The sequence below is a fragment of the Enterobacter sp. TCD1-1 genome, from assembly GCF_020567405.1.
Classification (GTDB): Bacteria; Pseudomonadota; Gammaproteobacteria; order Enterobacterales; family Enterobacteriaceae; genus Enterobacter; species Enterobacter quasiroggenkampii.
On record NZ_JAJCXF010000010.1, the window covers coordinates 1 to 23,656 of the forward strand.

Annotated in this window: 21 protein-coding genes; 5 read left to right on the plus strand and 16 right to left on the minus strand. The window is 56.6% G+C overall.

The annotated features are described in order from the left end of the window. Positions 1–208 precede the first annotated feature (208 nt). Genes hemG through pepQ form a run of 4 tightly spaced genes read right to left on the minus strand, consistent with a single transcriptional unit; the run spans position 209 to position 4,201 of the window. Complete coding sequence (gene hemG, locus LJA86_RS21585; protein ID WP_229226712.1) at positions 209–754, minus strand: menaquinone-dependent protoporphyrinogen IX dehydrogenase; 546 nt, start codon at positions 752–754, stop codon at positions 209–211. Between the two features lie 10 nt (positions 755–764). Then, positions 765–2,216 carry a Trk system potassium transporter TrkH gene (gene trkH, locus LJA86_RS21590; protein WP_023309600.1) on the minus strand — a complete coding sequence of 484 codons (1,452 nt, stop codon included), beginning with the start codon at positions 2,214–2,216 and terminating at the stop codon, positions 765–767. A gap of 39 nt (positions 2,217–2,255) precedes the next feature. Next, a complete protein-coding gene (locus tag LJA86_RS21595) occupies positions 2,256–2,870 on the minus strand; it encodes an IMPACT family protein (RefSeq protein WP_024908007.1) in 615 nt (204 codons plus the stop codon). Continuing rightward, on the minus strand, positions 2,870–4,201 hold the full coding sequence (gene pepQ / locus LJA86_RS21600) for a Xaa-Pro dipeptidase (RefSeq protein ID WP_196347469.1): 1,332 nt from the start codon (positions 4,199–4,201) through the stop codon (positions 2,870–2,872). The genes LJA86_RS21595 and pepQ overlap by 1 nt, the downstream gene beginning before the upstream one ends. A gap of 189 nt (positions 4,202–4,390) precedes the next feature. Here pepQ and fadB point away from each other — a divergent pair, with 189 nt between their 5' ends. Next, positions 4,391–6,580: a fatty acid oxidation complex subunit alpha FadB gene (fadB, locus tag LJA86_RS21605; protein ID WP_111968131.1), complete on the plus strand. Its 2,190-nt coding sequence runs from the start codon at positions 4,391–4,393 to the stop codon at positions 6,578–6,580. Between the two features lie 9 nt (positions 6,581–6,589). Continuing rightward, complete coding sequence (gene fadA / locus LJA86_RS21610) at positions 6,590–7,753, plus strand: acetyl-CoA C-acyltransferase FadA (RefSeq protein WP_048226879.1); 1,164 nt, start codon at positions 6,590–6,592, stop codon at positions 7,751–7,753. 161 nt (positions 7,754–7,914) lie between these two features. Here fadA and fre read toward each other — a convergent pair whose 3' ends face one another. Both fre and ubiD read right to left on the minus strand, forming a co-directional pair. Further along, on the minus strand, positions 7,915–8,616 hold the full coding sequence (gene fre / locus LJA86_RS21615; RefSeq protein WP_008501516.1) for an NAD(P)H-flavin reductase: 702 nt from the start codon (positions 8,614–8,616) through the stop codon (positions 7,915–7,917). Between the two features lie 42 nt (positions 8,617–8,658). Further along, entirely contained in the window at positions 8,659–10,149 is a 1,491-nt protein-coding gene (gene ubiD / locus LJA86_RS21620) for a 4-hydroxy-3-polyprenylbenzoate decarboxylase (RefSeq protein WP_196347471.1), read from the minus strand. A gap of 173 nt (positions 10,150–10,322) precedes the next feature. Here ubiD and rfaH point away from each other — a divergent pair, with 173 nt between their 5' ends. Continuing rightward, positions 10,323–10,814 carry a transcription/translation regulatory transformer protein RfaH gene (gene rfaH / locus LJA86_RS21625; protein WP_028015881.1) on the plus strand — a complete coding sequence of 164 codons (492 nt, stop codon included), beginning with the start codon at positions 10,323–10,325 and terminating at the stop codon, positions 10,812–10,814. Here the strand turns inward: rfaH and tatD are convergent. The 9 genes from tatD to udp form a co-directional block, all read right to left on the minus strand. Beyond that, positions 10,811–11,593 carry a 3'-5' ssDNA/RNA exonuclease TatD gene (gene tatD, locus LJA86_RS21630; protein WP_229226713.1) on the minus strand — a complete coding sequence of 261 codons (783 nt, stop codon included), beginning with the start codon at positions 11,591–11,593 and terminating at the stop codon, positions 10,811–10,813. The genes rfaH and tatD overlap by 4 nt on opposite strands. A gap of 41 nt (positions 11,594–11,634) precedes the next feature. Next, positions 11,635–12,405: a Sec-independent protein translocase subunit TatC gene (gene tatC / locus LJA86_RS21635; RefSeq protein ID WP_045909218.1), complete on the minus strand. Its 771-nt coding sequence runs from the start codon at positions 12,403–12,405 to the stop codon at positions 11,635–11,637. A 2-nt stretch (positions 12,406–12,407) separates the two neighbouring features. Further along, positions 12,408–12,950, minus strand: coding sequence for a Sec-independent protein translocase protein TatB (gene tatB, locus LJA86_RS21640; RefSeq protein ID WP_008501521.1), 543 nt, complete (start codon positions 12,948–12,950; stop codon positions 12,408–12,410). Between the two features lie 3 nt (positions 12,951–12,953). Then, on the minus strand, positions 12,954–13,208 hold the full coding sequence (tatA, locus tag LJA86_RS21645; RefSeq protein WP_020882874.1) for a Sec-independent protein translocase subunit TatA: 255 nt from the start codon (positions 13,206–13,208) through the stop codon (positions 12,954–12,956). A gap of 76 nt (positions 13,209–13,284) precedes the next feature. Beyond that, positions 13,285–14,925 (minus strand): ubiquinone biosynthesis regulatory protein kinase UbiB, encoded by a 1,641-nt coding sequence (gene ubiB, locus LJA86_RS21650; RefSeq protein ID WP_045909219.1) that lies wholly within the window; start codon positions 14,923–14,925, stop codon positions 13,285–13,287. Then, positions 14,922–15,527, minus strand: a complete 606-nt coding sequence (ubiJ, locus tag LJA86_RS21655) for a ubiquinone biosynthesis protein UbiJ (RefSeq protein WP_229226714.1) — start codon at positions 15,525–15,527, stop codon at positions 14,922–14,924. The genes ubiB and ubiJ overlap by 4 nt, the downstream gene beginning before the upstream one ends. Positions 15,528–15,540: 13 nt before the next feature. After that, on the minus strand, positions 15,541–16,296 hold the full coding sequence (gene ubiE / locus LJA86_RS21660) for a bifunctional demethylmenaquinone methyltransferase/2-methoxy-6-polyprenyl-1,4-benzoquinol methylase UbiE (protein WP_023309612.1): 756 nt from the start codon (positions 16,294–16,296) through the stop codon (positions 15,541–15,543). 66 nt (positions 16,297–16,362) lie between these two features. After that, positions 16,363–17,820, minus strand: a complete 1,458-nt coding sequence (rmuC, locus tag LJA86_RS21665) for a DNA recombination protein RmuC (protein ID WP_229226715.1) — start codon at positions 17,818–17,820, stop codon at positions 16,363–16,365. Between the two features lie 140 nt (positions 17,821–17,960). Beyond that, on the minus strand, positions 17,961–18,722 hold the full coding sequence (udp, locus tag LJA86_RS21670) for a uridine phosphorylase (RefSeq protein WP_229226716.1): 762 nt from the start codon (positions 18,720–18,722) through the stop codon (positions 17,961–17,963). 255 nt (positions 18,723–18,977) lie between these two features. On the opposite strand from udp, the gene LJA86_RS21675 reads away from it, so the two are divergent. Continuing rightward, positions 18,978–19,784, plus strand: coding sequence for a dienelactone hydrolase family protein (locus LJA86_RS21675; protein WP_045909221.1), 807 nt, complete (start codon positions 18,978–18,980; stop codon positions 19,782–19,784). Between the two features lie 38 nt (positions 19,785–19,822). Then, positions 19,823–21,286 carry a glycoside hydrolase family 1 protein gene (locus LJA86_RS21680; protein ID WP_229226717.1) on the plus strand — a complete coding sequence of 488 codons (1,464 nt, stop codon included), beginning with the start codon at positions 19,823–19,825 and terminating at the stop codon, positions 21,284–21,286. A 48-nt stretch (positions 21,287–21,334) separates the two neighbouring features. On the opposite strand, the gene metE is transcribed toward LJA86_RS21680, so the two are convergent. After that, positions 21,335–23,596, minus strand: a complete 2,262-nt coding sequence (gene metE / locus LJA86_RS21685) for a 5-methyltetrahydropteroyltriglutamate--homocysteine S-methyltransferase (RefSeq protein WP_045909223.1) — start codon at positions 23,594–23,596, stop codon at positions 21,335–21,337. Positions 23,597–23,656: the final 60 nt, after the last annotated feature.

Here is a 23,656-nt window from a genome sequence, read left to right on the forward strand (position 1 = left end):
TGCCGCTTCGTTTTCGCTGCGGCGCGGGGTGTGCATATTACGCTTTCCCGCTTCAGAGTCAAGCGTTTATTTTCGCTTTTCTCTGCTGACCCGGCGGCGTGCGTGCCGTTGTTCCGTGTCAGTGGAGGCGCATTATAGGGAGTTATTCTGAAGTGACAAGCACAAAATACAAAAAACTTTTCGTTCGCTCACTTTTCAAACTTAACGCTTATTTATGTCGCGAATCGCCCGTTAAATGTGCGATTTCTCGCGCAAAACTAGCTACCTGCGACCAGTCGGTATAGACCACTTCTTTACGCGTGTCGGTTTCGCCCCCCGTCATCTTCATAATAAGACGGATCATAAAGCGGTCATACCAGCGGTAGCGAGGGTAGCGCAGCGCGCCGGCAAAGACGGCGCACAGTTCTGGCTGCCACGGCGAGTTGAGTAAAAACTTGCGCGTGTAGCTGTTGGTCTGCGGCGTGCGCTTCTCGGGTTTACGCGCGACCAGATTGACCGAGTAGAACGCGCCGGGCAACGTATTAAGCTTCGCCGTATGCTTTTTCACAAAGCGATCCAGCGCCGGATGGAAATGCCCGTAACGAATAGATGCACCAATCACCACGCGATCGTACTCCTGCCAGGTAATCTGATCCGCACGGTTCAGGTTTACCACATCCGAGTAAATCCCCAGCTCTTTGAGTTCAGATGCCAGATAGGCGGCAATCTCACGCGTTTGCCCGTCTCGCGTAGAGAAAAGAATCAGTGTTTTCATCAACGGCTCCTTACTCGCGCCAGAATGTAGGGGTGAACAGCACCAGCAGCGTAAAGACCTCAAGACGACCAAACAGCATATTGGCGATGAGGATCCATTTCGCGACAGGGTTCATACTGGCAAAGTTATCCGCCACCACGCCCAGGCCAGGCCCGAGGTTATTCAATGTTGCGACGACGGACGCAAAGGCGGAGAAATCATCCACTCCCGTCGCGATAATCGCCAGCATACTGACGATAAAGACCAGCGCATACGCCGAGAAGAATCCCCACACCGCTTCGAGGATACGTTCCGGCAGCGCGCGGTTCCCCAGCTTGATGCTGTAGACCGCGTTCGGGTGGACCAGACGCTTCAGCTCACGGTTGCCCTGCTTAAACAGCAGCAGAATACGGATCACCTTCAGACCACCGCCCGTCGACCCCGCACAGCCGCCGATAAACGCGGAACAGAGCAGAAGCACCGGCAGGAACAGCGGCCAACGGGCGATGCTGTCCGTGGTAAACCCGGCGGTCGTCGCCATCGACACCACCTGGAAGAAGGCCTGGTTAAGCGTGGTCAACGCGGAGTTATAGACATCATGGAACCAGAGCACCAGAGTACAGATGATCACCAGCGTCAGCTGGACGCCAATAAACATGCGGAACTCAGGGTCACGCCAGTACACCTTCAGGCTGCGCCCGCTCAGTAAAGAGAAGTGCAGACCGTAGTTACAGCCTGAAATCAGCAGGAAAATGGCAATGATAGTGTTAATCGTTGGGCTGTCGAAGTAGCCCACGCTGGCATCGTGGGTAGAGAACCCGCCAATCGCAATCGTCGCAAAACTGTGCCCGATAGCATCAAACGCGGGCATCCCGGCAAACCATAGCGCCAGCGCACAGGCGACAGTCAGCAAGACATAAATCAGCCACAGGGTTTTCGCCGTCTCGGCAATACGCGGCCGCATCTTATTGTCTTTCAGCGGCCCGGGCATTTCCGCGCGATAAAGCTGCATCCCCCCGACGCCCAGTATTGGCAGGATAGCCACCGCCAGGACGATGATCCCCATACCGCCGAACCACTGCAGCATCTGACGATAAAAGAGAATCGCATGCGGCAGCGAATCCAGTCCTACCAGCGTCGTCGCCCCGGTCGTCGTTAAGCCGGAGAAGGATTCAAAGAAGGCATCCGTGATGCTCAGGTTAGGCTGTTCAGAGAAGATAAAGGGCAGCGAACCGACGCTCCCCAGCACCGTCCAGAACAGGACCACAATCAGAAAGCCTTCGCGAGATTTCAGTTCACCTTTCTGACGACGGTTCGGCCACCACAGCAGGGAGCCGATCGCCAGCGCGACAAAGAAGGTCTGGGTAAATGCCCGCCCCGCGCCGTCTCGGTAGATAAGCGCCACCAGTCCAGGGAGAATCATCGTCCCGGAAAAGAGTATGACCAGCAGTCCAACGATTCGGGTTATGGCACGAAAATGCATCTCTGCCGCTTCCTTTGGTATTCAAAAGTGAGGTGGGGATTATTCTTCAATCGGCAGCAATTGCAACGAACCACGACTAAAATCAGCGAGTTTTGCTGAAAAAGCAGCCAGTTCCGCCTGAGGAAGCGCCACGCGTAATTGCACCATTGCCTGATATTCACTGTGTGCGATGACACCGTTAAACTGCCGCAGCAGCGCTTCAATACCCGATAGCTGGGCGTAATCGCATAATAAAGTATATTCGGTAAGCGGCGTTTTGCGGGTAGTGACCAGCATATTAAGCGCCTGCTGCACGCCCCCGCCATAGGCTTTAACCAGCCCACCGGTGCCTAACAAAATGCCGCCGTAGTAGCGCACCACCACGGCGGTTATTTCGCCCACGCCGCTGCCCATTAGCTGGGAGAGCATGGGTTTACCGGCCGTGCCCGCCGGTTCACCGTCATCGGAAAACCCCAGCTGCTGCGAATCGTCCGGCGGCCCTGCAACCCACGCCACGCAGTGGTGACGGGCGTCAGGATGCTCAGCCCGGACGGACTCGACAAACGCTTTTGCCGCCTCTACGCCGTCGGTATGCGCCAGCAGCGTAATAAAGCGACTTTTCTTGATTTCCTCAACAAAGGTGACCGGTTCAGCCGGTATTAGCCAGCTTTCCATCAGGCCAGCTTCAGGTCTCGCGTCATATTCTCGATACCGTTTTCGTGAATCACCACGTTATCTTCGATACGAATACCGCCAAACGGCTTCAGCGCGTCAATTTTTTCCCAGTTGAAGTGCTTGCTGAACTGGCCATCACGCCACGGCGCCAGCAGGGATTCGATAAAGTAGATCCCCGGTTCAATCGTCAGCACCATGCGCGGTTCCAGAATGCGGGTGCAGCGCAGGTAAGGATATTTAGACGGTGCCGCCAGGTGTGTACCGGTATCATCCTGCATAAAGCCCGCAACGTCGTGCACCTGCAGGCCCAGCGGGTGACCAATGCCGTGCGGCATGAAGGGCCCGGTCAGATCGTTCTCGACCATCGCCTCTTCGCTCATGTCTTTCACAATCTGGTGCTTACGCAGCAGTTTGGCGATGCGCTGATGGAACTGGATGTGGTAATCCACATAGCTGGTGCCCGCCTTCATGGTGGCAATCAGCGCCAGCTGTTCATCGTTCACGTCTTTGATCAGCTGCGCGAACTCGGTGTCCGCATTCGCCGCCCAGGTGCGGGTCAGGTCGGCCGCGTAGCCGTTGTACTCTGCCCCTGCGTCCAGCAGGAAGCTGCGCATTTCCGACGGAACCTGGTGATCCAGTTTGGTGTAGTGCAGGACGGACGCGTGCTCGTTGAGCGCGACAATGTTGCTGTACGGCACGTCGGTATCGCGATGACCGGTGGCGGTCAGGTACGCCTGGTTGATATCGAACTCGCTCATGCCGGACTGGAAGGCTTCATGCGCCGCACGGTGACCGTTCACCGCGGTCTTTTGCGCTTCACGCATGCAGTAAAGTTCGTAGTCGGTTTTGTACGCGCGGTAATAGTGGAGGTAATCCAGCACCCCTTTCGGGTTGAGTTTGTCTGCCGCAATATCCAGGCCCAATGCACGCTCCGGAACAGGGCCAATATAGGCGATGTTGCCACGTGCGGCAGGCAGCTGGCCGCCAATACCGTCCGCTTTTGGCAGCGCAATGACCTCAATCTCTTCCGTCCAGAAAGAGGTCGGCAGCGGCTCAACGTTGTGCCAGTAATCGACCGGCAGGTAGAACCACAGTTTCGGCTTGTTCACGCCATCCACCAGCAGCCAGCAGTTGGGCACCTGCGTCACCGGCACCCACGCCTTAAACTGTGGGTTCACCTTGAACGGATAAGCGTGGTCATCCAGAAAGGTATTCATCAGCTCGCCGGAGTGGATCAGCAGCGCATCCAGCTTAAAGCGGGCCAGTACATCGCGGGTACGTTCCTGTAGGGTAACGATATGATTTTTATAAAGCGAAGCCAGTGAGTCCATCATTATTCCTTTCGTTTTTTGACCTCAAGTCATCGCATCTTAGCACACCTCACTCCGCCTGCGTGATTTCCACCGACCGTGATCAATGCAGCAATTTCTTAATGAGTAATTTGCATTTTATTAACATAAATCCCACACTCCGATTCATCTGGTATGACCAGATCCAATTGCTGGATTCAGGAGACTGACATGCTCTACAAAGGCGACACCCTGTACCTCAACTGGCTGGAAGATGGCATTGCCGAACTGGTGTTCGATGCCCCCGGCTCAGTGAACAAGCTTGATACCGCGACGGTGGCCAGTCTTGGCCAGGCGCTGGATGTTCTTGAAAAACAACCTGAATTAAAAGGGCTGCTACTGCGTTCGAACAAAGCGGCCTTTATCGTCGGTGCCGATATCACCGAGTTCCTTTCGCTGTTCCTGGTCCCGGAAGAACAGCTGAGCCAGTGGCTGCACTTTGCCAACAGCGTCTTTAATCGTCTGGAAGATCTGCCTGTCCCGACTATTTCCGCCGTTAACGGCTATGCGCTGGGCGGTGGCTGCGAGTGCGTGCTTGCGACCGACTATCGCCTGGCGACGCCGGACCTGCGCATCGGCCTGCCGGAAACCAAGCTGGGCATTATGCCGGGCTTTGGCGGCTCCGTTCGTATGCCGCGCATGCTCGGTGCCGACAGCGCGCTGGAGATCATTGCCGCGGGTAAAGATGTCGGCGCAGAACAGGCGCAGAAAATTGGCCTGGTCGACGGCGTTGTAAAACCTGAGAAGCTTGTTGAAGGCGCACTCGCCATTCTGCGTCAGGCCATTAACGGCGATCTGGACTGGAAGGCCAAACGCCAGCCGAAGCTGGAGCCGTTAAAACTCAGCAAGATTGAAGCCACCATGAGCTTCACCATCGCCAAAGGCATGGTGATGCAGACGGCGGGTAAACACTACCCGGCGCCAATCACGGCGGTGAAAACCATCGAAGCGGCTGCCCGTCTCGGACGCGATGAAGCGCTGAAGCTCGAAAATCAGAGCTTTGTCCCGCTGGCGCACACCAATGAGGCTCGTGCGCTGGTCGGTATCTTCCTGAACGATCAGTTTGTGAAAGGCAAAGCCAAACAGCTGACCAAAAACGTTGAGACGCCAAAACATGCGGCGGTACTCGGCGCGGGCATTATGGGTGGCGGCATCGCTTACCAGTCAGCCTGGAAAGGCGTGCCGGTGGTGATGAAAGACATCAACGAAAAATCCCTGACGCTGGGCATGACCGAAGCGGCCAAGCTGCTGAATAAACAGCTTGAGCGCGGGAAAATTGACGGACTGAAGCTTGCAGGCGTGATTTCCACCATTCAGCCCGTGCTGGAATACAGCGGTTTTGATCGTGTCGACGTGGTGGTCGAAGCCGTCGTCGAGAACCCGAAGGTTAAAAAAGCGGTGCTGGCGGAAACGGAAGACAAGGTTCGCCCGGATACCGTGCTGGCCTCTAACACCTCCACCATTCCAATCAGCGAACTGGCGAGCGTGCTGAAGCGTCCGGAAAACTTCTGCGGGATGCACTTCTTCAACCCGGTACACCGTATGCCGCTAGTCGAAGTGATCCGTGGGGAAAAAACCTCTGACGACACCATCGCTAAAGTGGTGGCCTGGGCCAGCAAGATGGGCAAAACGCCGATCGTCGTTAACGATTGTCCGGGCTTTTTCGTCAACCGCGTGCTGTTCCCTTATTTCGCCGGTTTTAGCCAGCTGCTGCGCGACGGCGCGGACTTCCGCAAAATCGACAAAGTGATGGAAAAACAGTTCGGCTGGCCGATGGGACCGGCGTATCTGCTGGACGTTGTGGGCATTGATACCGCCCACCACGCCCAGGCGGTAATGGCGGCAGGCTTCCCGCAGCGCATGCAGAAACACTATCGCGACGCGATTGACGCGCTGTTCGACGCTAACCGCTTCGGTCAGAAAAACGGTCTGGGCTTCTGGCGCTATAAAGAAGACAGCAAGGGCAAACCGAAGAAAGAAGAAGACGCGGCGGTGGATAGCCTGCTGGCCGATGTCAGTCAGCCGAAACGCGACTTCACCGACGATGAGATCATCGCCCGCATGATGATTCCAATGATCAACGAAGTGGTGCGTTGCCTCGAAGAAGGCATTATCGCCAGCCCGGCGGAAGCGGATATGGCGCTGGTATACGGCCTGGGCTTCCCTCCGTTCCACGGCGGCGCGTTCCGCTGGCTGGACACACTCGGCAGCGCCCGCTATCTCGATATGGCTCAGCAGTATCAGCACCTCGGCCCGCTGTATGAAGTGCCGGAAGGGCTGCGTAACAAAGCGCGCCATAACGAACCCTACTATCCCGCAGTTGAGCCAGCCCGTCCGGTTGGCGAGCTGAAAACGGCTTAAGGAGTCACAATGGAAAAGGTTGTCATTGTTGATGCGATTCGCACCCCGATGGGCCGTTCAAAAGGCGGCGCGTTCCGTAACGTGCGTGCGGAAGACCTCTCCGCGCACCTGATGCGTAGCCTGCTGGCGCGTAACCCGGCGCTGGATCCGGCTGCGCTCGACGATATCTACTGGGGCTGCGTGCAGCAGACCCTGGAGCAGGGCTTCAACATTGCCCGCAACGCGTCGCTGCTGGCGGAGATCCCGCATTCGGTTCCGGCCGTCACCGTTAACCGCCTGTGCGGTTCATCAATGCAGGCGCTGCACGACGCGGCCCGCATGATCATGACCGGCGATGCTCAGGCTTGCCTGGTCGGTGGCGTCGAGCATATGGGTCACGTCCCGATGAGTCACGGGGTCGATTTCCACCCGGGGATGAGCCGCAACGTGGCGAAAGCTGCGGGGATGATGGGTCTGACCGCCGAGATGCTCTCCCGCCTGCACGGCATCAGCCGCGAAATGCAGGATGCCTTTGCCGCGCGTTCTCACGCTCGCGCATGGGCCGCCACGCAATCTGGTGCCTTTAAGAACGAGATCATCCCTACCGGCGGCCACGATGCAGACGGCGTTCTGAAGCAGTTCAGCTACGACGAAGTCATCCGCCCGGAAACCACCGTCGAAGCGCTATCCACGCTGCGTCCGGCGTTTGACCCCGTCACCGGTACGGTCACGGCAGGGACCTCGTCGGCGTTGTCCGACGGCGCCGCCGCGATGCTGGTAATGAGCGAAAGCCGCGCCCGCGAGCTGGGATTAACGCCTCGCGCTCGGGTACGCTCGATGGCGGTCGTGGGCTGCGATCCGTCGATCATGGGCTACGGCCCGGTTCCGGCTTCAAAGCTGGCGCTGAAAAAAGCGGGCTTAACCGCCAGCGACATCGATCTCTTTGAGATGAACGAAGCGTTTGCCGCGCAGATCCTGCCGTGCATTAAAGATCTGGGGCTGCTGGAGCAGATCGACGAGAAGATTAACCTCAACGGCGGCGCGATCGCCCTCGGTCACCCGCTGGGCTGCTCCGGGGCGCGTATCAGCACGACGCTGATCAACCTGATGGAACGCAAAGATGCCCAGTTTGGTCTGGCAACGATGTGTATCGGGCTGGGTCAGGGTATCGCGACGGTGTTTGAGAGAGTGTAAGGCTATAACGTAGGCCCGATAAGCATCGCGCCATCGGGCTTTTGCCGGGAGGCGCTGCGCTTTCCCGGCCTACGAGAGGTACCTCGCCGCCAGTCGTGTCACTGGCGAAGAGAAACAGTTTAGTTGCCGTTCTTCCCGCCTGTCAGGGGCGGGTTTTTTATTTAAATGAAGGCAAACGCATCGCCAAACAGGCGGTCTTCACGCGCATCACGTTCGTTACAGAACAGATCGCGGGCGATTTTCGCCATCTCGAAACGCCCAGCAATGTAGATATCATGCCCCGCCAGCGTACCGTGATCCTGCAGCACTGCCGTCAGCACCGTCCCGCTACGCCCGCGCCAGCCCTCTTCCGGCTGCTCAACCACCGGCTCAATGCGCAGGTTAGGATGGGTGACGCTCAGCGCTTCCAGTTCAGACAGGTCATACAGGTGTTTCTCTTCACGGCCACCCCAGTAGATCGTGATATCACGGTCGGGATTACGCGCCAGGGCGGTCAACAGAATGGAGCGCACGTAGGAGAAGCCTGTACCACCGGCAATCAGGATCAGCGGACGGTCTTCGTCATCGCGCAGCCACGCATCACCGTGCGGAATATCCACTACGATCTCGCGCTCTTTCAGAATGCGGTCCATGACGGCCATCGCATACAGGTTAAGCTCTGACGCACCGATATGAAGCTCAATAAATTCCTGCTCCGCTGGCGTGGAGGCCATGGAGAAAGGACGCTTATCACGCTCATCCATCACGACCATCAGATACTGACCCGCGCGGAAAGAGAATGGCGCTTCTGGCACTAAACGGACGCGATATACGGTGTCGGTGATGGCATCTACCGAGGTCACTTTACAGCTTAAGGTTGTCATTCGCTCTCTCTGTCGGGAAGTCTATAGGGCTTAACGGTCAGCTCAGGGTTTACCGTTATTCATTATGGCCAGCTCGTCCCAGATCGCGTCAATGCGCGCGGTCACAGCAGGATCTTTTTTGATCGGGCGCCCCCATTCACGGTCGGTTTCGCCAGGCCATTTATTTGTGGCATCCAGTCCCATCTTTGAGCCAAGACCGGAAACCGGCGAGGCAAAATCCAGATAATCAATCGGCGTGTTTTCGACTAACACCGTATCGCGCGCCGGGTCCATTCGCGTGGTAATGGCCCAGATTACGTCATTCCAGTCGCGGGCGTTAACGTCATCATCGCAGACAATAACAAATTTGGTATACATAAACTGGCGCAGGAAAGACCACACGCCCATCATCACGCGTTTAGCATGGCCTGGATACTGCTTCTTCATCGTGACCACCGCCATGCGATATGAGCATCCTTCAGGCGGCAGATAAAAATCAACAATTTCCGGGAACTGCTTTTGCAGGATCGGCACAAACACTTCATTCAGCGCCACGCCCAGTACCGCCGGTTCATCCGGTGGACGCCCGGTATACGTGGAGTGATAAATCGCATCTTCACGCTGCGTAATGTGCGTCACGGTAAACACCGGGAAGTTATCCACTTCGTTGTAATAGCCGGTGTGGTCGCCGTAAGGGCCTTCTGGCGCCATTTCCCCCTGCTCAATGTAACCTTCCAGCACAATTTCTGCACTGGCCGGGACTTCAAGATCGTTAGAGATACACTTCACGACTTCGGTTTTCGTCCCGCGCAGCAGGCCAGCAAAGGCATACTCCGAGAGCGTATCCGGTACGGGCGTGACGGCCCCGAGAATGGTGGCCGGATCGGCGCCCAGCGCAACGGACACCGGGAAACGTTCACCTGGATGCGCAGCACACCACTCCTGGAAATCCAGCGCGCCGCCGCGATGCGACAGCCAGCGCATAATAAGCTTATTCTTGCCAATCAACTGCTGGCGGTAAATACCGAGATTCTGGCGTTCTTTGTGCGGGCCGCGCGTGACGGTCAGTCCCCAGGTGATCAGCGGCGCGGCATCTTCCGGCCAACACTGCATGATAGGGATTTTAGTCAAATCAACTGCATCGCCTTCCAGCACCTTCTGCTGGCACGGCGCGCCGCGCAGGCGTTTAGTGGGCATGTTCAGCACCTGCTTAAACTGCGGCAGCTTGTCGAAGAGATCGCGGAAGCCTTTCGGCGGCTCCGGCTCTTTCAGGAAGGCCAGCAGCTTACCGACTTCGCGCAGGGCTGTGACGTCTTCCTGCCCCATCCCCAGTGCGACGCGACGCGGTGTACCAAACAGGTTGCACAGCACCGGCATGGCGTACCCTTTCGGATTTTCAAACAGTAACGCGGGGCCACCGGCACGCAGGGTGCGGTCAGCAATTTCTGTCATCTCCAGATAAGGATCAACAGGAAGTGTAATACGTTTGAGTTCACCCTGCTTTTCCAGCAGCGTCAGGAAGTCGCGGAGATCGTGGTATTTCATGCAGTTAATCATGGCCTCTCTGTAAGCGCTTCATTATACGGCGTAAGCCTGCTTGATGCTGTAATTTTGTTAAATTAGCGTGAAGTTATGCGTTCTGTCCCATTTTCGCCCATTATAATCAACTTAGCGATCCCGCCAGGGTTTTGATATGCTTGCGCCCCGAACTAAGGGAAAGAGTGATTATGCAGGCCTGGTATTTACTGTATTGCAAACGCGGGCAACTTCAGCGCGCGCAGGAACATCTTGAACGTCAGTCTGTCAATTGCCTGACGCCCGTGATCACGCTTGAAAAGATGCAGCGCGGGAAGCGCACAACCGTGAGCGAGCCGTTGTTCCCGAACTACCTGTTCGTGGAGTTCGACCCGGAGGTGATCCACACCACCACCATCAGCGCCACGCGCGGCGTCAGCCATTTTGTTCGCTTTGGCGCTCACCCTGCGACGGTTCCCTCATCGGTGATCCACCAGCTGTCGATTTATCAGCAGCCCGAAGGCCTTACCGACCCGGAAACGCCCTACACGGGCGATAGCGTCGTGATTACTGAAGGGGCTTTCGAAGGCCTGCAGGCGATTTTTGCCGAGCCGGACGGGGAAGCGCGCTCCATGCTGTTGCTTAATCTGCTGAACAAGCAGGTGCTGCAGAGCGTTAAAAACACAGACTTCCGTAAACTTTAAACGTTTATCCCGAACAGCTTACGCACGTTGTCATCCGTCTGTGCGGAAAGCCAGTGCGGATCGTCTCCGCGCCACGTCGCGACGCGCTCAACAATGTGCCCCAGATAAGCGGGCTCATTGCGTCGCGATGCCGGTTTGGGTTTCATATCGCGCGGCAGCAGATAAGGCGCATCCGTTTCAAGGAGCAACCGGTCAGCCGGGATCGCTGGCAACAGTTCCCGAAGCTCAAGCCCGCGGCGCTCATCGCAAACCCAGCCGGTAATCCCCAGATAAAGCCCGCGATCCAGGCACTCCAGCGCCTCCTGCCGTGAGCCGGTAAAACAGTGCAGCACTGCGCCCGGCAGTTTCTCAAGCCACGGATCCAGCAGAGTCAGGAAACGCTCATGCGCGTCGCGACAGTGCATAAATACGGGCATTTCAAGCTCTGCCGCCAGCGCAAGCTGGGCAGTGAACGCCTTTTCCTGCTCTTCTGGCGTGGAAAAGTTACGGTTGAAATCGAGGCCGCATTCGCCAATCGCCACCACTTCCGGTGTCTTCGCCAGCCTGCGCAGGGTTTCACCGCTTTCCGGGGTCCACTGGCTGCTGTCATGTGGGTGTACGCCCGCGGTAGACCAACAGCGTTCGTAGCGTTGCGCCAGCTGCTGCGCCTGCTCGCTCTCATGCAGGTTGGTGCCCGTCAGCAGCAGTCCTTTCACCCCGGCGGCAAACGCGCGCGCAACCACCTCATCGCGATCTTTCGCAAACTGCGAGCTGGTCAGGTTAAGTCCGATATCAAACATGCGAATCCCCATATAACAACCGCCCTGACGGGCGGCTGGTTTTACTCTTCAGTGGTCTTGTCGGACGTCGCGTCTTCGTCATCCGACCGACGTCCTTTACCCACGTAGAACCGTGAGAAGAAGACGCCGACCTCAAACAGGCAGTACATCGGTATGGCCAGCAGCGTCTGGGAGAACACATCCGGCGGTGTCAGCAGCATGCCAACCACAAATGCGCCGACCAGGATATACGGGCGCTTCTTACGCAGGTCATCCGGCGTGGTGACCCCTACCCAGCAGAGCAGCACAATGGCCACCGGTACTTCAAAGGCCACGCCGAACGCCATAAACAGCGCCATCACAAAGCTGAGGTAGCTGGCGATATCTGTCGACACCTGGACGCCTTCCGGCGCGGTATGCGTCAGGAAGCCGAAGGCCAGCGGGAAGACAACGAAATAGGCAAACGCCATGCCGATATAGAACAGCAGCGAACTGGACACCAGCAGCGGGATGACCAGCTTACGTTCGTGCTTATACAGTGCTGGCGCCACAAAGGCCCACACCTGGTACAGAATCACGGGCGCAGAGGCAATCAACGACACCCAAAAGGTGAGCTTGATGGGGGTAAAGAACGGAGAAGCAACGTCTGTTGCAATCATCGTTGCGCCCAGCGGCATCTGCTTGATCAGCGGCGCAGAAACCACCTGGTAGATATCGTTGGCGAAATAGACCAGGCATAGAAAAATAACGAGAACCGCAATAATGCAGTTTAACAGGCGCTTACGCAGCTCTATGAGGTGCGTAATCAGCGGTTGAGTATCATCTACAGCCATGTTTACGCTTTATCACTCGACGAGGGGGATGATTCGGAAACGGGCGCGGCGGGTTTTGCCTCGGCAGCGTTAACCACGGGCTTTTCCGGCTGCACCTGCTTTTTCACTTCGGTTTCCTGCGGCGTCTGTTCAGGCGCAGCAGCCTGATGTTCAGCGCTGGCAGGCGTTACGCCTTCACGCTGCTCTTCGCTGCCCTTCACCACCGGGTTATGGATGGTGTTCGCTTCATCGCTCGCTTTTTCAGGATCGTTAATGCTGTAGGAGCGCTTCATGGATTCCGCCGCTTCGCGCAGCTCATCCATTGACGCTTTCAGTTCCGGCGTCAGGTTATCCATGCTCGCCTTCTCAACCTTTTTCAGGCTTTCCTGAAATTCCTGCAGCTTAAGCTCCTGAGCCAGTTCATTCTGAACGGTCGATGCCAGCGATCTCAGCGCTCGAACCCAGCCCGCAACGGTTTTCACCGCCACCGGCAGACGCTGAGGCCCCAGCACGATCAGGCCAATCACAAAGACCAGCAGGAGCTCACTAAAACCAATGTCGAACACGACTTACACCTGCTCTTTATCGTGGCGTTTAGCGTCTTCTTTTTTGGCTTCTTCTTGCTTGTCGGAGATGGATTTAGCAGTAAAGTCAGCGTCCTGGCTGGTTTTATCCTGCTTGCTCTCATCATCGCTCATCGCTTTCTTGAAGCCTTTGATAGACGCGCCCAGATCGGAACCAATAGAACCGAGCTTTTTGGTGCCAAACAACAGCACGACGATGACGGCAATGATCAACAATTGCCAGATACTGATACCACCCATACACGTTCCTCAGGGATAGATGATTAATGAGTCAGGTCGCATTATACGTATGCGACCCGTCGATAGCGACGCAAACTCAGCGCGTTTTTCGCCATCCGGCAAGCCAGACAACCACCCCGGCGGCCATCAGCCAGGCGGGCATCATCTGCCACTCCGGGCGGTTGATTAGCAGCAGCGTACCGCTCAGCAGCAGCGTTGCGCCAATCCCAAAGAGATAGCGTGACTGCCCCTGACGAACACGGCTGGACTGAAGTTCGCGAGCGATTTTATCCATGCTGTGCTGAAGGTTCTTGCTCTGACGCAAACTGTCATAAACCAGTTCAGGAATTTCAGGCATTTTTTCTATCCAGAACGGGCCTTTCTCTTTCAGCGAGCGAACCAGCGCCGGAATACCCACCTGATCCTTAATCCAGGATTCAAGGAAAGGTTTCGCGGTCTTCCACAAGTCTAACTGAGGATAGAGCTGTCGGCCTACACCCTCAACGTAAAGTAATGTTTTCTGAAGTAAAACTAGCTGTGGCTGAACTTCCATATTAAAGCGGCGAGCCGTGTTGAACAGATTCAACAGCACATGTCCGAAGGAGATTTCCGCCAGCGGTTTTTCAAAAATCGGTTCGCAAACGGTCCGGATCGCAAACTCGAACTCTTCGACGTTGGTGTCCGGCGGCACCCAGCCGGAATCGACGTGGAGCTCGGCCACCTTACGGTAGTCGCGGTTGAAGAACGCGATGAAATTCTCGGCCAGATAGCGTTTATCTTCTTTATTCAGCGACCCCACAATCCCACAGTCGATACCGATATACTTCGGATCCTCAGGGTGCTCGTAGCTCACAAAGATATTGCCCGGGTGCATGTCCGCATGGAAAAAGCTGTCGCGGAACACCTGGGTGAAGAAGACCTGAACGCCACGCTCGGCCAACAGCTTCATGTTCGTTCCCTGCTTCTCCAGGGCCACCACATCCGAAACCGGAATACCGTAGATACGCTCCATCACCATCATGTTCTGGCTGCAGTAGTCAGAATAGACTTCAGGGACATAGAGCATCGGGCTGTTTTCAAAGTTGCGACGCAGCTGAATGGCGTTTGCCGATTCACGCAGCAGGTTAAGCTCATCAATCAGCGTTTTTTCATATTCCCGCACCACTTCCATTGGACGCAAACGACGTCCGTCCGGAAGCAGACGCGGCACCCAGCGCGCCAGACGATAAATCAGCTTCATGTCTGCTTTGATGATGGGCAGGATGTCCGGACGAATGACCTTAATAACCACTTCCTTGCCATTTTCTTTCAGGCGCGCGGTGTGTACCTGAGCGATAGAGGCCGATGCCAGTGGCTGAATATCGAAATCGTCAAACCAGGTCTCAATGGGAATGTTGCCCATGGCCTCTTCAATTTGCTTTTTCGCGCGCGCACCGTCAAACGGTGCGACGCGGTCCTGCAGCATCGCGAGTTCATCAGCAATCAGCGGCGGGAAGAGATCGCGGCGGGTCGAGAGCATCTGCCCGAACTTAATCCATACCGGACCGAGCTCCTGCAATGCGAGGCGCAGGCGCTCACCCAGCGGCTGACCTTTATGGCGATTAGGCATCCAGAAGAGCATCCGCCGCCAGATGCGAAGCGGCAGCGTGATACGCATTTTGGGGATAAGCTCGTCGAGCCCGTAGCTCAAAAAGGTGCGAATAATGAAATAGAGGCGCCGAATTTCACCAGGCGTCATTTGCCCTCCAGTTTTTCCAGCCGTTTGGTTAAGGCATCAACCGCACGTTCAACAGCCGCGGTCTCTTCCGCAAACCATGCCACTTCCAGTGGACCGGGCGCCATTCGCCACTCCTCCGTCAGCACTTCCGCCGCATAGCGTTGCTGACGTTGCAGGCTTTTACGCGCAAAGGAGGTGCCACCCTGAAGGACTTTCCCGATACCTTCAGCGGCAATGTCGCCGATAAAGGGCGCGAGCAGTTCTGCCGGGTCGAACTCCGCCAGATCGGTGAGCGCAACGAAGTTCTGCACGACCTGAATGTCGCCTTCCACTTCCAGCTCACCGCTGCGGATAAGCGCCGTTAATTGCTGGCGATCGCGCAGTTTTGGCAGCACCCTCATGTGCGTGATGACCGAGCAGTTGGCGTCACCTTCCCACGCCCCCAGAACGTCAAGCTGGCGTTCGCTGAAGACCAGCACAAGCGGCGTCGAGAACTCTTTTAAAACAATACGTAATACCTTCCCGTTTAGCCGCTGACGCGCTGCTTTAAGCGCCGGAGCACGATAGAGAAAAGCATTCAGTACGTTTTCGATACCTGCGGTGACTAAGGGTTTAAAGGGCACGGGACACCTCCACTCAGAACTTGTAACCGCGATGCAGCGCGACGACACCCGCCGTCAGGTTGAAATATTCAACGTTCTCAAATTCTGCATCCTGCATCATGGCTTTTAATGTGTCCTGATCCGGGTGCATACGGATAGATTCCGCCAGATAGCGGTAGCTTTCCGCGTCGTTGGCCACCAGCTCACCGATGCGTGGCAGAACGTGGAAGGAATAGGCGTCGTAAGCTTTGCTCAGCGGCTCAATAATCGGTTTGGAGAATTCGAGCACCAGCAGGCGTCCACCCGGCTTCAGCACGCGATACATGGAGCGCAGCGCTTTTTCTTTGTCGGTCACGTTACGCAGACCGAAGGAGATCGTGATGCAGTCAAAGGTATTGTCCGGGAACGGCAGCGCTTCGGCATTTGCCTGCACATATTCCACATTCCCCACCACGCCGATGTTACGCAGCTTTTCGCGGCCCATTTTCAGCATGGAGTCATTAATATCGGCGAGGACAACGCGCCCGGTTTCGCCCACCAGACGAGAGAATTTTGCGGTTAAATCGCCCGTACCACCGGCTAAATCCAGCACCGTTTGTCCGCGACGCACGCCGCTACAGTCAATGGTGAAGCGCTTCCACAAGCGATGAATGCCGAACGACATCAGGTCATTCATCACATCGTACTTCGCCGCCACGGAATGAAATACGTGGGCCACCATGTCAGCTTTCTGCGCTTTGGCGACAGTCTGAAAGCCAAAGTGCGTTGTGTCTTGTGAATCGTCAGCCATCTTAGAGCCTGCTTATCAGTAAAATGTTCGTGAAGTGTAACAGATTGGGCGCGTTTGCCCTACGTTTCAACCACCGCGAAAGAAACGCGCCGGAGTCTCGCCTGGTGATAAATCCACCGCTAACGTGTTGTCTTCACTGTTTGTCTTTTGTTCGTCCGCCCCTTCACGCAGGCGAAACTCGTCGTCCTGGGCGGTGGCCTGTTCCACCAATTCCGGATTAATCTCGCGTTTAACCTCTACCCCCAGGCTGCGGAATGATTCGGCCTGCGCCAGCAGATTGCCACGTCCCGAGGCGAGTTTTTTCATCGCCTGACGGTAGTTATCCTGTGCGCGGTCCAGGCTCTGCCCGACGGAGGACATGTCGTCCACGAAGAGGCGCATTTTGTCGTACAGCTTGCTGGCGCGGTCAGCAATCTGCTGCGCGTTGCGGCTCTGGTGCTCATAGCGCCACAGGTTCGCAATGGTGCGTAAGGCCACCAGCAGCGTGGTGGGGCTGACCAGCATAATGTTATTTTTGAGCGCTTCAGTGATGAGTTCAGGCTGCCTGTCGAGTGCCAGCAGAAACGCGGGCTCTACCGGAATAAACATCAGGACATAGTCTAGCGATCGCAGGCCAGGCAGTTGCTGATAGTCTTTTCTGCCGAGCAGGCGAATATGATTGCGCACGGAGGCAATGTGCTCCTGCAGCGCCGATTCGCGGGTGTAGTCGTCCTCCGCATTGAAGTAACGCTCATACGCCACCAGGGTCATCTTGGCGTCAATCACCACATCTTTGCCCTGGGGCAGCCGCACGATCACATCCGGCTGCATTCGCGAGCGGGCATCATTTTCAATACTCACCTGCGTTTCGTATTCGTACCCTTCCCGAAGGCCTGAAGCTTCCAGGACGCGGGTCAGCACCACTTCTCCCCAGTTGCCCTGGGTTTTGTTATCCCCTTTCAGCGCGCGGGTGAGGTTGACCGCCTCCTGCGCCATCTGGGCATTCAGCTGCTGGAGATTGCGAATTTCATGCGCCAGGGTATGCCGCTCGCGGGCTTCCTGACCAAAGCTGTCCTGTACCTGACGGCGGAAGCCGTCCAGCTGTTCACGCAGGGGCGTCAGCAGGCTGTTCAGGCTCTGGCGGTTCTGCTCGTCAACGCGGCGGTTGCTGTGCTCAAAAATGCGGTTCGCGAGGTTTTCAAACTGTTCGCTGAGGCGCTGCTCGCTGTTGATCATCTGGCGGATTTTATCTTCCGCATGCATCTGAGTGGATTCCAGGCGGGTGGTCACTTCACGGAGATCGGCCTCCAGCGAGGTGTTGATATCACGGAGATTGCGCAGCTCGTTGTTGAGCAGTTCACACTCGTCGCGCCAGTGTTCACTCAGGGCAAGCTGCTGCCTGGCCGCGCTTAAATCGGCGACGATCTCTTCGCGTTCAGCCAGCTGATCGGCCTTCTGCTGCGCATGCTGATAGCTGGACATCAGCCAGCCTATCGCCACGCCCGCCAGCGCAATCACCGCATAAATCAGGATTGAGATATCCACAATGCCCCCTGCATCAACGTATTACCCGCACAAAATAGAATTGTGCTGTATAAACGTCCAGTTTGAAAGGGTTTTCCTGCGAGGCGCTACGCAAAAAATAAAGGCCGAACGTGTCGGCCTTTGGTTTCGAAGGGAGAGGACTACATCAGGCGACGCGCCGCTTCTACCACGATTTTCACCGCATGACTTTCGGTCTGCTTCATGGTTTCGGCGTTCGGGATCTCCTGCTGGGTACGGTTGACGATGACGCCCGCCACCATACCGGCACGCAGACCCTGGCTTGCGCACATGGTCAGCAGCGTGGCGGATTCCATTTCGTAGTTCATCACGCCCATCGACTGCCACTCTTCCATGGAGCCTTTGAAGCGGCTTACCACGCGGCCAGAGAAGGTGTCGTAACGCTCCTGACCTGGATAGAAGGTATCGGACGAAGCGGTCACGCCCACGTGGGTGGTTGCGCCCACGGATTTCGCGGCTTCAACCAGCGCGGTGGTGCACTCGAAATCTGCCACCGCCGGGAACTCCATCGGTGCAAAGTGGAGGCTTGCGCCATCCAGACGCACGGACGCGGTCGTCACCAGCACGTCGCCGACGTTGATATGCGGCTGAATAGCGCCAGTGGTACCGATACGCAGGAAAGTACGAATGCCCAGCTGTGCCAGCTCTTCAACAGCAATCGAAGTAGACGGGCCACCGATACCGGTAGAACACACAATCACGGCTTTACCATCCAGCTCTGCGCGCCAGGTGGTGAATTCACGATGGGCTGCCAGCTTAACCGGCTTATCCATCAGCGCGGCGATCTTTTCCACACGCTCCGGATCGCCAGGGACGATAGCGAGCGTAGCCCCTTGTAAATCGTTTTTAGTGAGGCCGAGATGAAAAACATCAGACTTAGACATAGGTGACTCCTCTGTGGGTCGGTTAGTCAGAAGAAGTAAAACGGTACTTTACAGAAGCAGTAAGCATAATTTCGTGACGCATCTCACCAGGAATGAAAATGATTGCATCGAATTTCCATCAAAAAGTGATTTACATCACATTAACAAGTTATATCGTCAGGTGCTGCACAAAAGATAGACCGTTTAAGGCACTGTGAGTTGTTAACCTGGTGTCTATATTTACCTTTGCGCTAACTGATTGGTACGGAGAATGCCATGACTGAAAAAACCGGTTTTGCACCTGCTGCGGCCCCGCATGCCTCAACCATCGTCTCAACGTCTGAAGATGCCATCGCCGCGGGTGAGACCTCTATTCCCACGCAGGGAGAGAACATGCCTGCTTACCACGCACGACCAAAATCGGCAGACGGCCCGCTGCCCATCGTGATCGTGGTTCAGGAAATTTTCGGTGTTCACGAACACATTCGCGACCTCTGCCGCCGGCTGGCGCTGGAAGGCTATCTGGCAGTTGCGCCAGAGCTCTACTTCCGTCAGGGCGATCCGAACGACTACAGCGATATTCCCACCTTGCTCAGCAACCTGGTCAGCAAAGTCCCGGACGCGCAGGTGCTGGCCGACCTCGACCACGTCGCCAGCTGGGCGGCGCGCAACGGGGGCGATCCCCATCGTTTGCTGGTCACCGGTTTCTGCTGGGGCGGACGCATTAGCTGGCTGTATGCCGCGCATAACCCGCAGCTCAAAGCCGCTGTCGCCTGGTACGGCAAACTGGTGGGTGAAAAAACGCTGAATTCACCAAAACATCCGGTTGATATCGCCACCGAGTTAAATGCCCCCGTGTTAGGGCTTTACGGCGGTCAGGACACCGGTATTTCGCTGGATTCGGTAGAAACCATGCGCCATGCGCTCCGCGCGGCAAATGCGAAGGCGGAGATCGTGGTATACCCGGATGCCGGGCATGCGTTTAACGCCGACTATCGTCCGAGCTATCACGCTGAATCGGCGAAAGATGGATGGCAGCGGATGCTTACGTGGTTCCGTCAGTACGGTGGTAAAAAAGGGTAAGCCTTTCCCATCATCATGACGTATAAGGAGTGCGTGTTATGGACAATTCCCTCGCGTTTCCACACGGTTTTTTATGGGGCGGCGCGATTGCCGCCAACCAGGCCGAAGGCGCATGGAACGTGGACGGCAAAGGGCCGTCCGTTGCCGACGCTGTCGCCTGGAAACCCAACCTCTCCGTGAAAGATTACAGCGGCCACATGGCCCTGACGGACGAAAATATTCGCGACGCGTTTGAAGGTAAAAATGATGCGCTGTACCCGAAACGCCGCGGCATCGATTTTTATCACCACTATAAAGACGACATCGCGCTGTTTGCTGAGATGGGTTTTAAGGTGCTGCGCGTATCCATTGCCTGGTCACGTATTTTCCCGACCGGAGAGGACGCCGAGCCAAACGAGGCCGGACTGCAGTTTTATGAAGAACTGTTCCGCGAGCTGCGTCGTCATAACATCGAGCCGCTGGTCACCCTTTCCCACTACGAAATGCCGCTGGCGCTGAGTGAAAAATATAACGGCTGGGTGCATCGTAATGTGGTTGATGCCTTTGTTCGCTTTAGCAATGTTTGTTTCGACCGCTACAAAGAGCTGGTGCGTTACTGGCTAACCTTCAATGAAATAGACAGTATTCACCGCCATCCCTTTACGACCGCGGGCATTCGCGAAGAGAAAAGCGCGCCGGGCAACGCAAAACAGGATATCTATCAGGGTCTGCACCATCAGTTTGTCGCGTCAGCACTGGTCACGCGCGACTGCCACGCCAAAATTCCGGGTAGCCAGGTCGGGTGCATGCTGACCAAACTGACGACCTATCCGCACAGCTGCCGTCCGGAAGACGTTGAAGCCACGCTGAAGAAAAACCTGGAAAACTATTTTTATGCCGACGTGCAGGTATTTGGCGACTATCCCCCGCTGATCCTGCGCGATCTGGAACAACGAAATATCCATATTGAAATGCACCCTGACGATCGGCGTATTTTAAAGGCGCATACCGTCGATTTCGTCTCCTTCAGCTATTACATGTCGATGACCGAATCCACTCAGCCTGACGCCGAACGCATTCCCGGGAATACCGTTCTCGGTGTGAAAAACCCGTATCTGCCTGCGTCTGAATGGGGATGGCAGATTGATCCGCTTGGGTTGAAAATCTCGCTGCTGGAGCTGTATGACCGTTACCGGAAGCCGCTGTTTATCGTTGAAAACGGTCTGGGCGCGAAGGATGTGGTCGAAAACGGCAAGATCCACGATAGCTATCGAATCGACTACTTCCGCGCACACTTCGCGCAAACGCTGGCCGCGATTAATGAAGGCGTGGAGGTGATGGGGTTCACCACGTGGGGCTGTATCGACATCATCAGCGCGGGCACCTCGCAGATGTCCAAACGCTACGGTTTTATCTATGTCGATCAGGACGATGAAGGCAACGGTACGTTGAAACGGCTGAAAAAAGACTCCTTCTGGTGGTACCAAAAAGTGATTGCCAGCAACGGCGCAGATCTGCGCTAAGCATGCTCATTCCAGGCCGGGCAGACGCCCGGCCATCGCGCGTCACAATTATGCCTGACGCAAATTCTGTGCTGCCTTCACCATGTTCGCCAGCGCGGCGCGGGTTTCCGGCCAGCCGCGGGTTTTCAGGCCGCAGTCCGGGTTCACCCACAGGCGCTCAGCCGGAATGCGCTGGGCCGCTTTTTTCAGCAAGGCTTCAATCCACTCCACGCTCGGCACGTTCGGGGAGTGAATGTCATACACGCCCGGCCCGATTTCGTTCGGGTACTCGAACTCTTCGAACGACTCCAGCAGCTCCATGTCTGAGCGCGACGTCTCAATGGTGATCACGTCAGCGTCCAGCGCGGCAATCGAATCCATGATGTCGTTAAATTCGCAGTAACACATGTGGGTGTGGATCTGCGTGTCGTCCTTCGCCACCGCGGCGTTGATGCGGAATGCCTCCACGCCCCACTTCAGGTAGGCATCCCAGTCGCTGCGGCGCAGCGGCAGACCTTCGCGCAGGGCCGGTTCGTCAATCTGGATGATGCCTATGCCTGCAGCTTCCAGATCTGCCACTTCATCACGCAGCGCCAGCGCGATTTGCTTCGCGATGGTTTCACGGGTGACGTCTTCGCGCGGGAAGGACCAGCAAAGAATAGTCACCGGACCGGTAAGCATGCCTTTCACCGGCTTGTCGGTCAGGGACTGCGCGTATTTCGCCCACTCCACGGTGATCGCTTCCGGACGGCTGACGTCGCCGATCACCACCGGCGGCTTCACGCAGCGGGAGCCGTAGCTCTGCACCCAGCCATTCTGGGTAAACACAAAGCCGTCGAGATGCTCACCGAAGTACTCCACCATGTCGTTACGCTCGGCCTCACCGTGCACCAGCACGTCCAGCCCCAGCCGCTCCTGCTCGATAATCGCCTGCTTGATGTGTTCGGCGATACCGGTGCGGTAGTGATTCGCATCCAGGTTGCCCTTTTTGAAGTCCAGACGCAGGCCACGGATTTCGGTGGTTTGTGGGAAGGAACCGATGGTGGTGGTCGGCCACGCAGGCAGGTTGAAGCGGGCACGCTGCGCTTCGGCGCGCACCTCATATGGGCTCTGACGCTGGCTGTCCTGGGCGGTGATGGCCGCCAGGCGTTTTTCCACCGCCGGGTTATGCACGCGCGCAGAGTGACGACGTGCCTGAATCGGCGCGCTCCATGCGCTGATCGCCGCCGTGTCGCCGCTGTTCAGCGCATCGCGCAGCAGCGTCAGCTCTTCACATTTTTGCAGGGCGAAGGCAAACCAGCTTTTGACCTCAGCATCAAGACGGGTTTCCACGCTCAAATCGATCGGGCTGTGCAGCAGGGAGCAGGACGAGGCCACCCACAGCTCACGTTTGCCGACGATGTCCTTAATCTGCGCGTATTTCTCGGTCAGATCGGCGCGCCAGACGTTACGACCGTTAACCAGACCCGCGGAGAGCAGCCAGTCTGCGGGCAGTCGCTTGTGCAGTTCCGCGACATCGTCTTTGCCGTGAACCAGGTCAACGTGCAGGCCCTGAACCGGCAGCGCGGTAATGGTGTTCAGGTTCGGCGTGACGCCCTCAAAATAGGTGGTCAGCAGCAGCTTCACCTGCCCCGCCAGCGCGTCATACGCCGGTTTGAAGGCATCGAGCCAAACCTTGGGCAGTTCGAGCACCAGCGCCGGCTCGTCGATTTGCACCCACTGAATGCCGCGCTTGCCCAGCTCAATCAGCACCTGTTTATAGACCGGCAGAATATCCTTCAGCAGGCTGAGCCGGTCAAACGGCTCGCCTTTTACTTTGCCCAGCCACAGGTACGTTACCGGCCCAAGCAGCACGGGTTTCACCTGGTGGCCCAGCGCCAGCGCTTCGTCCACTTCATCCAGAAGCTGCGTCCAGGTCAGCCTGAACTGCTGACCTTTTACGAACTCCGGCACCATATAGTGATAGTTAGTGTTAAACCATTTAGTCATTTCCGCCGCTGCCGCTGGCTCACCCGTTGGCGCACGGCCACGGCCGATGCGGAACAGAGTATCGATATCTACCGATCCATCTTTGTTCTGATGACGAGCCGGCACGTTGCCAAGCAGCAGGCTGGTCGTCAGAACATGGTCGTACCAGGCGAAATCGCCCACCGGCAGCAGGTCAATTCCCGCCTGTTTTTGCTGATCCCAGTGACGGGCGCGCAGCTCGCGTCCCACCGCCAGCAGTTCTTCACGGGTGGCGTTACCCGCCCAGTAGCTTTCTTGCGCTTTTTTCAGCTCGCGACGCAGGCCAACGCGAGGGAAACCGAGTGTGTGATTGCGGATTGTCATGGTGTGCCCCTTATGAAATTCGTTATTTAGACGTCCAGATGTTTACACATCTATAATTGG